The sequence below is a fragment of the Kitasatospora sp. NPDC091276 genome, assembly GCF_040684355.1.
Lineage (GTDB): Bacteria > Actinomycetota > Actinomycetes > Streptomycetales > Streptomycetaceae > Kitasatospora.
Genome location: NZ_JBFBFU010000042.1, coordinates 26,639 through 41,258, shown reverse-complemented (window position 1 = coordinate 41,258; position 14,620 = coordinate 26,639). Strand labels below are relative to the sequence as shown.

11 protein-coding genes are annotated in these 14,620 nt (G+C 73.9%); 5 read left to right on the top strand and 6 right to left on the bottom strand.

Features of this window, described 5'->3' with window-relative positions; all coding sequences use genetic code 11:
* Positions 1-42: 42 nt before the first annotated feature.
* The gene (locus AB0O19_RS34650) at positions 43-2,436 is read right to left on the bottom strand and encodes an FtsX-like permease family protein (RefSeq protein ID WP_363625274.1); all 2,394 of its coding nucleotides are present in this window, start codon (positions 2,434-2,436) and stop codon (positions 43-45) included.
* A 118-nt stretch (positions 2,437-2,554) separates the two neighbouring features.
* Positions 2,555-3,268 carry an ABC transporter ATP-binding protein gene (locus tag AB0O19_RS34645; RefSeq protein WP_363625272.1) on the bottom strand — a complete coding sequence of 238 codons (714 nt, stop codon included), beginning with the start codon at positions 3,266-3,268 and terminating at the stop codon, positions 2,555-2,557.
* A gap of 233 nt (positions 3,269-3,501) precedes the next feature.
* Between AB0O19_RS34645 and AB0O19_RS34640 the strand changes: the two genes are divergently transcribed.
* From AB0O19_RS34640 to AB0O19_RS34625, 4 genes are all read left to right on the top strand, one after another.
* Complete coding sequence (locus AB0O19_RS34640; protein ID WP_363625270.1) at positions 3,502-4,953, top strand: sensor domain-containing protein; 1,452 nt, start codon at positions 3,502-3,504, stop codon at positions 4,951-4,953.
* Positions 4,905-5,552: a response regulator transcription factor gene (locus tag AB0O19_RS34635; RefSeq protein WP_363625268.1), complete on the top strand. Its 648-nt coding sequence runs from the start codon at positions 4,905-4,907 to the stop codon at positions 5,550-5,552. Before AB0O19_RS34640 ends, AB0O19_RS34635 begins: the two co-directional genes overlap by 49 nt.
* 326 nt (positions 5,553-5,878) lie before the next feature.
* Entirely contained in the window at positions 5,879-6,919 is a 1,041-nt protein-coding gene (locus tag AB0O19_RS34630; RefSeq protein ID WP_363625266.1) for a 2-oxoglutarate and iron-dependent oxygenase domain-containing protein, read from the top strand.
* A gap of 266 nt (positions 6,920-7,185) precedes the next feature.
* A complete protein-coding gene (locus tag AB0O19_RS34625) occupies positions 7,186-7,941 on the top strand; it encodes a MerR family transcriptional regulator (protein WP_363625264.1) in 756 nt (251 codons plus the stop codon).
* A 140-nt stretch (positions 7,942-8,081) separates the two neighbouring features.
* Here the strand turns inward: AB0O19_RS34625 and AB0O19_RS34620 are convergent, their stop codons facing one another.
* Genes AB0O19_RS34620 through AB0O19_RS34605 form a run of 4 tightly spaced genes read right to left on the bottom strand, consistent with a single transcriptional unit; the run spans position 8,082 to position 13,885 of the window.
* Positions 8,082-10,274: a 3-hydroxyacyl-CoA dehydrogenase NAD-binding domain-containing protein gene (locus tag AB0O19_RS34620; RefSeq protein WP_363625263.1), complete on the bottom strand. Its 2,193-nt coding sequence runs from the start codon at positions 10,272-10,274 to the stop codon at positions 8,082-8,084.
* Positions 10,275-10,312: 38 nt separating this feature from the next.
* On the bottom strand, positions 10,313-11,527 hold the full coding sequence (locus tag AB0O19_RS34615; protein ID WP_363625262.1) for an acetyl-CoA C-acetyltransferase: 1,215 nt from the start codon (positions 11,525-11,527) through the stop codon (positions 10,313-10,315).
* 40 nt (positions 11,528-11,567) lie between these two features.
* A complete protein-coding gene (locus tag AB0O19_RS34610) occupies positions 11,568-12,710 on the bottom strand; it encodes an acyl-CoA dehydrogenase family protein (RefSeq protein ID WP_363585678.1) in 1,143 nt (380 codons plus the stop codon).
* A 2-nt stretch (positions 12,711-12,712) separates the two neighbouring features.
* Positions 12,713-13,885 (bottom strand): CaiB/BaiF CoA-transferase family protein, encoded by a 1,173-nt coding sequence (locus AB0O19_RS34605; protein WP_363625260.1) that lies wholly within the window; start codon positions 13,883-13,885, stop codon positions 12,713-12,715.
* Positions 13,886-14,097: 212 nt separating this feature from the next.
* Between AB0O19_RS34605 and AB0O19_RS34600 the strand changes: the two genes are divergently transcribed.
* Positions 14,098-14,559, top strand: a complete 462-nt coding sequence (locus AB0O19_RS34600) for a hypothetical protein (protein WP_363625258.1) — start codon at positions 14,098-14,100, stop codon at positions 14,557-14,559.
* Positions 14,560-14,620: the final 61 nt, after the last annotated feature.

The window sequence follows — 14,620 nt, the reverse complement described above, 5'->3', positions numbered from 1 at the left end:
GTCACCGGCGGGGCGGGCCTTCCCTACCGCCCCGCCCCGCCGTCACTCGGTGCGCAGCGCCGTGACCGTCCGGGTGCGGGCGGTCCAGGCGGCGGGGAGGAGGGCGCCGAGCAGCGCCAGCACCAGGCCGCCGAGTATCAGCGGCCCCACCACCGAGGGGTGGAACACGGTGAGGTCCGCCTCCGGCACCCCGACCCCGGCGGCGCGGGCCATCGCCGGCATCACCTGGTGGTGCAGCAGGATCCCGATCGGTACCCCGATCAGCCCGGCCGTCAGCCCGCTGCCGCAGACCGAGGTGAGCACCATGCCGACCGTCTGCCGGGGCGACATCCCCAGCGCCTTGAGCACCCCGAGGTCGTGCACCCGCTCCCGGGTGTCCAGCAGCACCGTGTTGAGCACGCCCAGGCCGGCCACCACGGCCAGCAGCAGGGTGAGCGTCCCGGCGAGGGTGTTCATGGCCAGCATCACGATGCTGATCTGCTGCCCGCCCGCTTCGGCGCTCAGGCCCAGCGGCCGGACGGCGTCGTCGAGCCCGTCCGCGTACGCCTGCGCGTCCGTGCCCGGGGTGAGGTCGATCTGGAAGGCGACCGCGTCGGCCTGGACGGCGGTGCCGAGCGGGGCCAGCGCGGCCCGGTCGACGAACACCTGGTCGCTGGTGGTCAGGACCTCACCGCTGATCCGCACCGGGGTGCTGCGCCCGTGGTCGGTGAGGGTGACGGTGTCGCCGACGCGCACCTGGTTGGCGCGCAGGAAGGCGGTGGCGACGACCACTTCGCCGGGGCCCTGGAACCACCGTCCGGAGATCAGCTGGTAGCCGCCCCAGGAGGCGTCCCCGGTGAAGGCGATCACCGCGGTGCGCCCGGTGTTCCCGGCCACGGCGACCGGCGTCGGAGCGGTGCTGTACCAGGCCCGGGTACCGGGGCGGTCGGTGATCGCCCTGGTCGCGGCGCCCTCGTCCACGTGGTCGGAGGCCTTCGTCGAGCTCTCGATCGGGGTCTGGACCACGACCTCGCCGGAGCGCCCGGCCTGGAGGCCGTCCTGGAAGGAGCCGAGCGAGAGCGTCAGGCCGACGCACAGGGTGACTCCGGCCGTGCCGAGCACCACCGCGGCGGCCGTGGTCGCCGAGCGGCCCGGCCGGGTGAGCGGGGTCGCCAGCCCGAGGCTCAGGGCGCGCGGCACCGGTAGGCGGCCGATGAGCTGCTGGATCCTGGCGACCGGACCCGACGCCCCGGCCGGACCCGGGCCGCCGCGGGAGGCTGCCCGCCGGGCGCCCGGCGCCGTCCGGCCGACCGCGAGCGCCTCCACCGTGCGCAGCCGGCCGGCCCGCAGCGCGGGCACCAGGGCGGTGCCCGCCACGGCCGCCAGGGCCACCGCCGAAACGGCGACGTCCACCCAGAGCGGGATGCCGAGCAGGCCGCCGCGCAGGGCCTTGTGCGCCATCCCGAGGACGGGCACGGACAACAGGTTTCCGCCGAGCACGCCGAGCACCGTGCCGGCCCCGGCCGGGATCAGTGCCTGGCCGACGTAGGCGCGCGCCACCTGGGACGGGGTGAAGCCGAGGGATTTGAGGATGCCGATCCGCCGGGTGGCGGCGCTGACTGCGCCGCTGACCACGACGCCGATGATCAGCACCGACATGGCCAAGCCGAGCACCCCGAAGGCCGTCACGAACGGGACGAAGGTCGCGGCCGTCCGGTTGGCCTCCGCCTGGGCCGGCCGGTACGAGGTGGCCCTGGCAAGGGCGCCGCCCGGCACCGCGGCGGCGAGCGCGGCGCGGTCCGCCTCCACCTCGGCGTCGGTGCCGGCGTGGGCGAAGCGGTAGAGGTACTGGGCGGCGGGCGCCGCACCGGGCGCGGTGAGCCCGGCGACCTGTTCGGGGGCGATCCAGCCGTCCGCGCTCCAGGAGGGGGAGGCGGCCAGGCCGACGACCTTGAGGACCGGGTGCCCGGGGAGGTCGGGGAACTGCATGCTGTCGCCGACGCCCAGCGGCGAGTGGCCGTCCAGGAACACCACCTCGCCGGGGCCGGCGAGCCAGCGGCCCATGGTGATCCGCAGGCCGTCCAGCGGGCCGTCCTTCGCCCGGCCGACCAGCGTCACCGGCGGGAGCAGGCTGCCGGCCGGCGGGATCCGCAGCTCGTCACCGGCGCGCGGCTGGACGGTGAGCGCCGGGTAGGGGCCGGCCGAAGCCGTCACGCCGGGGGCGTGCGCGGTCGCGGCGAGTTGGGCGGGGCTCGCCCTGGCCGGGTCGTACAGCGCGTTGAGGTGCGCGCCGCGCTGGTCGGCGAAGGTGCGCTGGTACGGGCCCTGGGAGGCGACCAGCAGGCCCGTGGCGAGGATGCACGCCGTCACGGCCGCCATCGTGGTGAGCACCATGACCAGGGTCTGCACCCGCTTGCGGCCGACCCCGGCGCGAACCACCTTGCCCAGTACGCTCATGCGCCCGCCTCCCTTCGCCCGGCGGGGGCGTTCGCCCGCACGCGCCCTCCCGTGATCCGCTCTCCCCCAGCCTCCGGCCGGGGGCACCCCCGCCACTCGCTCATCGCGCACCGCTCGCTCATCGCGCACCGCCGGGGGCCGGCACGGCCGCGGTGTCCCGGACCAGCCGGCCGTCGAGCAGTTCGATGGTCCGGTCGGCGCAGGCCTCGGCGAGCGCGGTGTCGTGGGTGACCAGCAGGATCGTCTGGCCCTCCGCGTTGAGCCCCCGGAGCAGGTCGCGGACGTCCGCGGCCGAGGCGGTGTCCAGCGCCCCGGTCGGCTCGTCGGCGAGCAGCAGCGGCGGGCGGTTCATCAAGGCCCGCGCCACCGCGACGCGTTGGCGCTCGCCGCCGGAGAGCCGCCCGGGGAAGGCCTTGGCGTGCCGGGCCACCCCGAGCCGCTCCAGCAGCTCGCCGGCCCGGACCCGGGCCCGCTCCCGCCGCATCCCGGCGAGCTGGGCCGGGAGCAGCACGTTGTCCTCGACGTTCAGGTCGTCCAGCAGGTTGAAGAACTGGAACACCATGCCGATCCGCTTCCGCCGGTACTCGGCCAGGGCGGCCTCGCCGAGCTCGTGGACGGCCACGCCGTCCACCTCGACGGCGCCCTCGCTCGGGCGGTCGAGGCCGGCGACCAGGTTCAGCAGGGTGGACTTGCCGCTGCCCGAGCGGCCGAGCACGGCCAGCGCCTCGCCGGCCCGGACCTCCAGGTCGAGCCCGGCCAGCGCGGGGTGGGCGGCGTCGGATCGGTCGTACGTCTTGCTGACGCCGCGGATCCGGATGATCGGCGCGTTCACGGGCCCTCCACGATTCGAGGTCCGGCACCGGAAGTCCGGTCCGGCTGACGGGACATGACGCTACGAATCCGGGGCGGGGCGCGGACAGCCGTCTGGACGGCCTCTCGGGGGTGTATCCAGGTACACCCCGGATTGGGGGCGCAGACCTAGAGCGCCGCACGTCACGGCGCGGCAGACTGACGCCGGATGATCAACCGGGGCCGCGGGGCCACCGACCGGAGGGGAGGCGCGGGATGAGGACGAGCGCAGTGTCCAGGGCCGTCGCGCAGCTGGAGGGTGCCGTCGTGGCCGGCGTGCGGGCGCTCTACATGGTCACGTTGGCCGTCACGGGGCTGATGGCGCTGCTGGCCGGGCCGGTCCTGCTGGCCGCCGCCCTGCTCGGCCCCGACGACACCGAGCCGTTCACCCACGGTCCGGGCGGGCCGCTGATCCTGCTGGTGCCGCTGGCGCCGGTCGCCCTCTGGGCGCTCTGCTGGGCCACCGGGGGCGGCGGCCGGGCGGCCGGGGCCGTCCTGTTCGCGCCGGGCTCGCTCGCGCTGATGGCCACCGACCTCTACGGCGGCGCCCCGCCCGGCGGCCGGTCCGGATCGCTCTGCCTGGGGCCGGCGATGCTGGTGCTCGGCCTGCTCGGCACGCGCTGGATCGCGACGGAGAACCGGCGGATCGTCGGCCGGTGGAGCGGCCGGCCGATCCCGGTGCCGTACCACCGCGTCGACGCCGGGCCGTGGCAGCGGCTGCGCGCCGGCGGCTGGCTGGCCGATCCGGCGACGTGGCGGGACCTCCTCTGGGTGCTCGTCTCCGGCTGCGCCATCCCGATCACCGCCGTGATCGTCGTGCTGACCCCGACCGCCCTCCAGGTGCTCGGCCGGAACGGGCCGTTCCTCCCGCTGGGGCCCGTCTACCTGATGGGGCTCTACATCTCCCCGCTGGCCGCCCTGTGGGCCGCGCCGGTGGTCCTGCGGGTGCACGAGCGGGCCGCCCGCGCCCTGCTCGGCCCGTCCCGACGGAGCGAACTCGCCCGCCAGGTCAGTCATCTGGCCCGGACCAGGGCGGACACCATCGACGCCGGGGCGGCCGAGCTGCGCCGGATCGAGCGGGACCTGCACGACGGGGCGCAGGCCCGGCTGGTCGCCCTGGGCATGCTGCTGACCGTGGCCGAGCAGGTGAAGGACGACCCGAAGGCCCTGCAACCCCTGCTGGTCGAGGCCCGGATGTCCTCGGTCAAGGCCCTGAGCGAGCTGCGCGACCTGGTCCGGGGCATCCATCCGCCGGTGCTCGCCGACCGAGGCCTGGCCGACGCGGTCGAGGCGACCGCGCTGGACCTCCCGCTACCGGTCACCTTCACCGGCGGGCTGCCCGGCCGGGCGCCCGCTCCGGTGGAGTCCGCCGTCTACTTCGCGGTGAGCGAGCTGCTGGCCAACGTGGTGAAACACGCCGACGCCTCGCACGTGTGGATCGAGATAGGGCACAGTGACGGGCTGCTGCGGATATCGGTCACCGATGACGGGCGCGGTGGCGCCAACCCGTCGCGGGGGACCGGCCTCAGCGGAACCGAACGCCGACTGGCCGCCTTCGACGGGGTGCTCGCGATCAGCAGCCCATCCGGTGGCCCGACCATTGTGAACCTGGAGATCCCGTGCGCGTTGTCATCGCCGAAGACCTCTTCCTCCTCCGGGACGGCCTGACTCGGCTGCTGGAGGCCAGCGGCATGGAGGTCACCGCGGCGGTCGAGACCGGCGACGAACTGCTCACCGCGGTGGCCGCCGACCGGCCGGACATCGCCGTGGTCGACGTCCGGCTGCCGCCCGGCTTCACCGACGAGGGGCTGCGGGCGGCGCTGGCCGCCCGCCAGGCGCACCCCGGTCTGCCCGTCCTGGTGCTGTCGCAGTTCGTGGAGCAGTTGTACGCGCGCGAGCTGCTGGCCGGCAGCACCGGCGGGATCGGCTACCTGCTGAAGGACCGGGTGCTGGACGGCGCCCAGTTCATCGACGCGGTGCAGCGGGTCTCCCGGGGCGGCACCGTGATGGACCCGGAGGTGATCACCCGGCTGCTCGCCCACAACTCCTCGGCCGGCCCGGTCTCCACCCTCTCCCCGCGCGAGCGGCAGGTGCTGGCGCTGATGGCCGAGGGGCGCTCCAACGCGGCGATCGCCCAGCAGTTGGTGATCACCGAGCGGGCCGTCGCCAAGCACACCGCGTCGATCTTCGTCCGGCTCGACCTCCAGCCCTCCGACGACGACAACCGCCGTGTCCTGGCCGTGCTGGCCTACCTCAACAACGGCTGAGAGGGGCGACACACGAAGGCTTTCCACCCTTGAAGGGCCACTGCCAAGTGAGAGGCAGCCCTCCGCCGCAGGGGGCTCGCCCGCTCCGGTCAAGGTCATCTACGCTGGTGACGTGCTCATCCTTGTTCGCCGTCGCCACGTGGACCTGCTCCGCGTGACAAGCATGTCCTGTCGACGCTCCAGCTGAACCTCGCGCCACCACCCTCAAGGGCAGCCTCCACCCGGCCGCCTCCACCTCCCGGCTCCCGGAGCACCCGCCGCACCAGGCGGCCACTCCGGTCTTCCCCCCGGTCGATCACCGGGACCGGCCGGGACGAGACCAGCGGATGTCACACATGTCGCAGCAGTACACCCCCATATCCGACTCCCTCCCGGTGATCGACCTCTCGCTCGCCGACGGCGGCCCGGACGACCGCCGCCGGCTGCACGACGAACTCCGTGCCGCGGCCACCGACGTCGGGTTCTTCCAGCTCGTCGGCCACGGCATCACCCCGGAGGAGACGGCCGCGCTCACCGACGCGATGCGCGCCTTCTTCGCCCTCCCCGAGGCCGACCGGCTCGCCGTGAGCAACCTCAACTCCCCCCACTACCGCGGCTACACCCGCACCGGCGACGAGCGCACCGGCGGCAGCCGGGACTGGCGCGACCAGCTGGACATCGGCGCCGAGCTGCCCCCGCACGTCCCCGGCACCGACGAGCCCCCGTACTGGTGGCTGGAGGGCCCCAACCAGTGGCCCGCTGCGCTCCCCGAGCTGCGCACCGCCGCGCTCGGCTGGATCGACCACCTCAGCGACACCGCCCGCCGGCTGCTGCACGAGCTCCTCACCGCGATCGGCGCCCGCCCCGACTTCTACGACGAGGCCTTCGCCGGCCACCCCCACCTGCGGCTCAAGCTGGTCCGCTACCCCGGCACCGCTCCGGACGGCGCCGGCCAGGGCGTCGGCGCCCACAAGGACTACGGCTTCATCACGCTGCTGCTCCAGGACACCGTCGGCGGCCTCCAGGTCGAGCGCCCGGACGGCACCTTCCTGGAGGTCCCGCCGATGCCGGGCGCCTTCGTCGTCAACCTCGGCGAGCTGCTGGAGGTGGCCACCGACGGCTACCTCAAGGCCACCAACCACCGCGTGGTCAGCCCGGTCGGCGCCCGCGAGCGCTTCTCCGTCCCGTTCTTCTACAACCCCCGTCTCGACGCCCACATCGAGCCGCTGGACTTCCCGTTCGCCCGGCACGCCCCCGGCGCCACCGAGGATCCGGACAACCCGCTGTTCGCCGAGTTCGGCCTCAACGAGTGGAAGGGCTACACGAGGGCCCATCCCGAGGTCACCCGCCGCCACCACGCCGACCTGGCCGACACCGCCTCCCGGTAGCCCCACGCCGCGGAGACCGGGACCAGCCGCGCCACAGCGCGGGAGCAGCGCCGGTCAGAGCAGGCTCCGGCCAGAAGCAGCGCCGCCAGAGGCACCAGCACCCCGAGTCCGCCCCCGCCGCTCCCCAGCGGCGGGGGCGGACTCACGTGCGCGGCGGGCCGCCGTCGCCGGTGGAGCAGCCGGTGGAGCAGCCGGTGGACCAGGGGGACGGGCACTGTCACACTGCTGCTGTCACAGTGGAAGTGTGCCAGTGCAGGAGGCGGCAGATGGGGGAGCGCGGGGCCGTGGGAGACGGGGGCGGTGTGCGGCTGACGGTCGACGAACTGGCGGCGCGGGCCGGGGTGACGGTCCGGACGGTGCGGTTCTACGGGACGAAGGGCCTGCTGCCACCACCGGAGTTGGGGCCGCGCCGGGTCGGGCTGTACGGGGCGGCGCACCTGGACCGGCTGGAGCTGATCGAGGAGTTGCAGCGCCAGGGGCTGACGTTGGCCGCGATCGAGCGGTACCTGTCCCGGCTGCCGGAGGACAGCACGCCGCTGGACCTGGCGATCCACCGGGCGCTGGTGGCCTCCTGGACGCCCGAGGCGGCGGAGGAACTGGGCCGGGCGCAGTTGGAGCGGCGGGCCGGGCGGGGGCTGTCGGAGGAACAGGTGCAACGCCTGGTCGCGATGGGGGCGTTGGAGCGGACGGCCGATCCGGAGCTGTTCCGGGTGGATCCGGGCCTGCTGCCGCTGGGGGTGCGGATCCTGGACGTGCCGATCCCGCTGGAGACGCTGCTGGCCGCGCGGGCGGTGGTGCTGGAGCACAGCCGGGCGACGGCCCGGGAGTTGCAGCGGCTGTTCCGGGAGACGGTGTGGCGGCCCTACCGGGAGAGCGAGCCGGCGCCGGACGAACTGGCCCGGATGAGGGCGTTGACGGACCACATCCAGCCGATGGTGGCGCAGGCGCTGGTCACGGCGTTCCAGCGCTCGCTGCGGGAGGAACTCGGCGAGGAACTGCGGGAGGACTCGGCGGGGAGCTGAGCGGGGAGCTGAGCAAGGAACTCGGCGGGGAGCTGGGCAAGGAACTCGGCGGGGAGCTGGGCAAGGAACTCGGCGGGCAACCGCAGGAGGAGCCGGGTGGGGCCGTCCGGCACCCGGCCCCACCCGCTCAGGCCTGACGGTCAGTCGGTGAAGGTGCGCCCCTCCGCCGCGATCCGCTCCAGCAGCGCCGGCGGCGCGAACCGTTCGCCGTAGGCGGCGGCGAGTTCGCGGGCCCGGGCCGCGAAGCCGGCCGGGCCGCCCTCGTACCCGTTGATGTACTGGAACACGCCGCCCGTCCAGGCCGGGAAGCCGATGCCCAGGATGGAGCCCACGTTGGCGTCGGCGACCGAGGTCAGCACGCCCTCCTCCAGGCAGCGCACCGAGTCCAGCGCCTCGCTGAACAGCATCCGCTCCTTGAGGTCCTCGAAGGGGAGGTCCTCGAAGGGGACGTCCGCGGCCGGCTCGCCGAAGTGCTCGCGCAGCCCCGGCCAGAGCCGCCCGCGCTTGCCGTCCTCGCCGTACTCGTAGAAGCCGGCGCCGCCGCTGCGCCCGGGGCGGCCGAACTCGTCGACCATCCGGTCGACCACCGCGTCGGCCGGGTGGGGCGTCCAGCCGCCGCCGGCGGCCTCGACCGCGCGCCGGTACTCGTCGCGGATCTTGCGCGGCAGGGTGAGGGTGAGCTCGTCCATCAGCGAGAGCACCTTGGCCGGGTAGCCGGCCTGGGCGGCGGCCTGCTCGATGCTGGCCGGGGGGACGCCCTCGCCGACCATGGCGACGCCCTCGTTGAGGAACTGGCCGATGACCCGCGAGGTGAAGAAGCCGCGCGAGTCGTTGACCACGATCGGGGTCCGATCGATCTGCCGGACCAGGTCGAAGGCGCGGGCGAGGGCCTCGTCGCCGGTCTGCGGGCCGCGGATGATCTCGACCAGGCGCATCTTGTCGACCGGGGAGAAGAAGTGCAGCCCGATGAAGTCCGCGGTGCGCTCGACGCCTTCGGCGAGCAGCCCGATCGGCAGGGTGGAGGTGTTGGAGCAGAGCAGCGCGTCGGGGGCGAGGACGCCCTCGACCTCCTGGAACACCTTGTGCTTGAGCTCGGTGTTCTCGAAGACGGCCTCGATCACCGCGTCGCAGCCGGCCAGGTCCGCGGCCTCGGCGGTGGGGGTGATCCGGGCGAGCAGCGCGTCCCGCTTGGCCTCGGTGGATCGGCCGCGGGCGATCGCCTTGTCCAGCAGCCCGGCGGAGTAGGCCTTGCCGCGTTCGGCGGCGGCCATGCTCACGTCCTTGAGCACGACCTCGATGCCGGCCTTGGCGCAGGTGTAGGCGATGCCCGCGCCCATCATCCCGGCGCCGAGCACGGCGACCTTGCGGACGAGTCGCTTCTCGACGCCCTGCGGGCGGCCGGCGCCGGAGTTGACCGCCTGGAGGTCGAAGAACAGCGCCTGGATCATGTTCTTGCTGGTCTGTCCGCAGGCGAGCTCGGTGAAGTAGCGGGCCTCGATCGCCATCGCGGTGTCGATGTCGACCTGGGCGCTCTCCACGGCGGCGGCCAGGATGTTGCGCGGGGCCGGGTAGGGCGCGCCGTTCAGCTGCTTGCGCAGGTTGGCCGGGAAGGCGGGCAGGTTGGCGGCGAACGCCGGGTTCGCCGGGGTGCCGCCGGGGATCTTGTGGCCCTTGACGTCCCAGGGCTGGACGGCGGTCGGGTTGGCCTCGATCCAGGCCCGCGCCCGGGCGGTCAACTCCTCCGGAGTGGCGACGAGTTCGTGGACCAGCCCGTGTTCCAGGGCCTGCGCCGGGCGGTACTGGCGGCCCTCCAGGAGGAACTTCAGCAGGGCGTCGGTGATGCCGAACAGCCGTACCGTGCGGACCACTCCGCCGCCGCCCGGCAGCAGGCCGAGGGTGACCTCGGGCAGGCCGAGCCGGCTGGCGGGGTCGTCCAGGGCGATCCGGTGGTGGCAGGCGAGGGCGATCTCCAGGCCGCCGCCGAGCGCGCTGCCGTTGACGGCGGCGACGACCGGCTTGCCGAGGGTCTCCAGCCTGCGCAGCGCGCGCTTGATCCGCTGGGACTTCTCGAAGACGGCGGCGGCGTCCTCGGGGCGGGCGGCGGAGAGCAGCCGGAGGTCTCCCCCGGCGAAGAAGGTCTTCTTCCCGGAGGTGACGACGACGCCGCGCAGCCCGTCGGCGGCGGCGAGGCCGGCCAGCCGGTCGACGACGGCGTCGAGGTCGGCGGTGAAGGCCTCGTTCATGGTGTTGACGGACTGGGCCGGGTCGTCGAGGACGAGGGTGACCACGCCGTCCTGGTCCTGCTCCCAGCGGATGGTGGTGGTGTCGCTCATGAGTTCAGGGTCTCCGAGGGGATCCGAGGGACAGTGGGTCAGATGCGCTCGACGATGGTGGCGACGCCCATGCCGCCGCCCACGCAGAGGGTGATCAGGCCGTAGCGCAGGTCGCGCCGCTCCAACTCGTCGATCACGGTGCCGAGCAGCATCGCGCCGGTGGCGCCGAGCGGGTGGCCGAGGGCGATCGCGCCGCCGTTGACGTTGACCTGCTCGGGCCGGAAGCCCAGTTCGCGGATGAAGCGCAGGGCGACCGCCGCGAAGGCCTCGTTGATCTCGACCAGGTCGATGTCGGCGGCGGTGAGCCCGGCCTTGGCGAGCGCCTTGCGGGTGGCCGGGGCGGGGCCGGTGAGCATGATGGTGGGCTCGGAGCCGGAGACGGCGGCGGAGACGATCCGGGCGCGCGGGCGCAGCCCGTACCGCTCGCCGATCTCCCGGCTGCCGATGGCGACGAGCGCGGCGCCGTCGACGATGCCGGAGGAGTTGCCGGCGTGGTGGACGTGGTCGATGGCCTCGACCCAGTGGTACTTCTGCAGGGCGACGGCGTCGAAGCCGCCGGCCTCGCCGATGCCGGCGAAGGAGGGTTTGAGGCCGGCCAGGGTCTCGACGGTGGTGCCGGGGCGGATGAACTCGTCGCGCTCCAGCACGACCAGGCCGTTGCGGTCGCGGACCGGGACCACCGAGCGGTCGAACAGGCCGTCCGCCTGCGCCTTGGCGGCGCGGGCCTGGGATTCGGCGGCGAAGGCGTCCACGTCGGCGCGGGAGAATCCCTCGATGGTGGCGATCAGGTCGGCGCCGATGCCCTGCGGGACGAAGTTGGTCTCGTACGCGGTCATCGGGTCCGCGAACCAGGCGCCACCGTCGGAGGCCATCTTGACCCGGGACATCGACTCGACGCCGCCGGCCAGGATGAGGTCCTCCCAGCCCGAACGGACCTTGGCGGCAGCCAGGTTGACGGCCTCCAGGCCGGAGGCGCAGAAGCGGTTCTCCTGGACGCCGGCCACCGTGTCGGGCAGGCCGGCCGCGATGGCCGCGATCCGGGCGATGTCGGAGCCCTGGTCACCGACCGGGCTGACCACGCCGAGCACGATGTCGTCGATCGCCGCCGGGTCCAACTCCGGGTGCCGGTTGCGCAGTTCGTGGATCAGGCCGACGACGAGGTCGATCGGCTTGGTGCCGTGCAGCGAGCCGGTGGCCTTGCCCCGGCCGCGCGGGGTGCGGATCGCGTCGTAGACGTACGCTTCGGTGGTCACGGTCAAACGCCTTTCGGGGCAGGGGGTTTCGCGGGAGGTCTCAGCCGAGGACGGACCGGCCGACGATCTCCTTCATGATCTCGGTGGTGCCGCCGTAGATGGTCTGGATCCGGCCGTCGGTGAACGCCCGGGCGACCGGGAACTCGCTCATGTACCCGTAACCGCCGTGCAGTTGGAGGCAGCGGTCGGCGGTGCGCTTCTGCAGTTCGGTGGCCCACCACTTGGCCATCGAGGCGTCCACCGGGGTGAGCGCGTAGCGGTTGTGCTCGGTGATGCAGCGGTCGACGAAGGCCCGGGTGACGGCGCACTCGGTGGCGAGTTCGGCGATCTCGAAGCGCACGTGCTGGAGTTTGGCCAACGGGCGGCCGAAGGCCTCGCGCTGCTTGACGTAGTCGGTGGTGATCTCGACCAGGTACTCGGCGCCGGCGATCGCCGCGGCCGCGATGGTCAGCCGCTCCTGGGCGAGGTTCTGCATCAGGTGCACGAAGCCGCCGTTGAGCTCGCCGAGCAGGTTCGCCTTCGGCACCCGGACGTCCTCGAAGAACAACTCGGCGGTGTCCTGGGCCTTCTGGCCGATCTTGTCCAGGTTGCGGCCGCGCTCGAAGCCGGGCGTGCCGCGCTCGACCACCAGCAGGCTCAGCCCGTGCGCGCCGCCCTCGGGGGTGGTGCGGGCGACCACGACCACCAGGTCGGCGAGGATGCCGTTGGAGATGAAGGTCTTGGCGCCGTTGAGCAGGTAGTGGTCGCCCCGGTCGACGGCCTGGGTGCGGATGCCCTGGAGGTCGGAGCCGGTGCCGGGCTCGGTCATCGCGATCGCGGTGATCAGCTCGCCGCTGCAGAAGCCGGGCAGCCAGCGGCGCTTCTGCTCCTCGGTGGCGAGCGAGGTGAGGTAGGGGCCGATGATGTCGTTGTGCAGGCCGACGGCCAGCCCGGAGGCGCCGGCCCGGGCGAACTCCTCGGCCAGCACGGCGGCGTAGCGGAAGTCCGGGGCGCCCCCGCCGCCGTACTCCTCGGGGACGGCCATCCCGAGCAGGCCCTGGCGGCCGGCCGCCAGCCAGGCGGAGCGGTCGACGATACCGGCCTTCTCCCAGCGGTCGTAGTGCGGCAGCACCTCCTTGGCGAGGAAGGCCCGCACGGCGGCCCGGAAGTCCTCGTGCTGCTCGGTGAAGATCTCGCGCTGCAACGCTACGCTCCTTGTCCTGCATCGGAGTTGAGGGACGGGACGGCCCAGTCACGGGCCACTTCGGCGGTGTCCGCGCCCGGCCGGGCCGGCGGGCGGCGCAGCGTGCCGGGGGTGGCGGAGAAGCGCGGGGCCGGGGCGGGCTGGGTGACGCCGCCCGCCTCGACATAGGTGCCGCGCGCCAACAGGTGTTCCTCTCTGGCCGCCTGACGCATCGTCAGCACCGGCTCCACGCAGGCGTCGGACCCGGCGAAGACGGCCTCCCACTCGGCCCTGGTCCGGGTGGCGAAGCGGTCGGCGATCAGGGCCCGCAGTTCGGGCCAGCGGGCCAGGTCGTACTGCCCGGGCGCCTGCGGGCCGAGGTCCAGCAGGCGGGCGAACTCGGCGTAGAACTGCGGCTCCAGCGCCCCCACGGCCAGGTGTCCGCCGTCGGCCGCCCGGTAGACCGCGTAGAACGGCGCGCCGCCGTCCAGCAGGTTGGCGCCCCGGCGGTCCTGCCAGTGGCCGGCCGCGAGCAGCCCCCACAGCATGCTGGACAGGTGCGCCGCGCCGTCCACGATCGCGGCGTCGACGACCTGGCCGGCACCGGTGCACCTGGCGTGGTGCAGCCCGGCGAGCAGGCCGACGACCAGGTAGAGCGAGCCGCCCGCGTAGTCGCCCAGCAGGTTGGCCGGGATGCCGGGCGCCTCCTCGGGCCCGCCCGGCCCCGCGACCAGGCCGAGCACCCCGGCCACCGCCGCGTACCCGAGGTCGTGCCCGGCGCTGGCGGCGCGCGGCCCCTGCTGCCCCCACCCGGTCATCCGCCCGTACACCAGCGCCGGGTTGCGGGCCAGGCAGTCCTGCGGCCCGACCCCGAGCCGCTCCGCGACCCCGGGCCGGTAGCCCTCGATCAGCAGGTCCGCCCGCTCGACCAGGTCCAGCACCAGGCCGGGCCCCGCCGGGGACTTGAGGTCGACCAGCACCGACCGCTTGTTCCGGTTGGTCACGTCGTACGCCGGGTCGATGCCCAGCGGCGACGGATCCGGCCGGTCCACCCGCACCACGTCGGCGCCCAGGTCGGCCAGCAGCATCGCCGCGAACGGCCCCGGCCCGATCCCCGCGAGCTCGACCGCCCGCACCCCCGCCAACGGGCCGGGGCCGGCGGCCGTGGCGCCCGGCGGACTGCTCGTGTCACGCACTGGCTGCAGAACCCTTCTGGGTTTGACAGTAAAGCTGTAACACCCGTGATGATAGGGAAGCGACCCGCCGGTAACAAGACCTCCTCCCCCATCCACCCGCCGTGCGACCGCGAACACGGAGGGTGCGTCAGTGCACTGACGGAGGGCCCCTGTACCGTCGTCATGCCACAGGGGGGATTGACCCCTTCTCGACGAGAAGGAGTTGCACACACATGGTTAGCCCGTACTTCACCACCGGGCCGGTCTCGCCGGCCTCGGCTCCGGCACCCGGCTCGGCCAGGACCGCGCCGTACGCCCCACCCGTCCAGTCCGGTGGCGGCAACGTGCCCGCGCCCGTCCTCGCCCCGGGTCTGGTGACCACCCGGCTGGACGTCCCGCACGAACTCAACGCCTCGGCCGGGATGGCCCGACAGATCGCCACCGACCTCGACAACGCGAACGGCAAGGCCGGGCCCGGCGCACACAGCCTCACCGAGTACGCGAGCACCGCGTCGACCAGGATCCGCGGCTTCTCCTTCGGCGGCGCCCTCACCGGCTGCACCGAGCGCTGGATGCAGCAGTGCAAGGCCCTGCACGACACGCTCGGCAAGGCCGCCGGCAACCTCGACAGGACCCAGCAGTCCTACGGCGCCAACGAAGCCGCGACCGCCGCCGACCTCCGCGCGGGCCGCTAGGCCCCGCTAGGCCCTGTTTGGCCCTGTTTGGCCCCAGAAGAACAGCAGTTGGAAGACCAGA

Bases quoted from the DNA above. Each gene is read 5' to 3' on its own strand.
- AB0O19_RS34630 (WP_363625266.1), top strand. From the start codon at position 5,879: ATGTCACACATGTCGCAGCAGTACACCCCCATATCCGACTCCCTCCCG.
- AB0O19_RS34625 (WP_363625264.1), top strand. From the start codon at position 7,186: ATGGGGGAGCGCGGGGCCGTGGGAGACGGGGGCGGTGTGCGGCTGACG.
- AB0O19_RS34640 (WP_363625270.1), top strand. From the start codon at position 3,502: ATGAGGACGAGCGCAGTGTCCAGGGCCGTCGCGCAGCTGGAGGGTGCC.
- AB0O19_RS34650 (WP_363625274.1), bottom strand. From the start codon at position 2,436: ATGAGCGTACTGGGCAAGGTGGTTCGCGCCGGGGTCGGCCGCAAGCGG.
- AB0O19_RS34620 (WP_363625263.1), bottom strand. From the start codon at position 10,274: ATGAGCGACACCACCACCATCCGCTGGGAGCAGGACCAGGACGGCGTG.
- AB0O19_RS34600 (WP_363625258.1), top strand. From the start codon at position 14,098: ATGGTTAGCCCGTACTTCACCACCGGGCCGGTCTCGCCGGCCTCGGCT.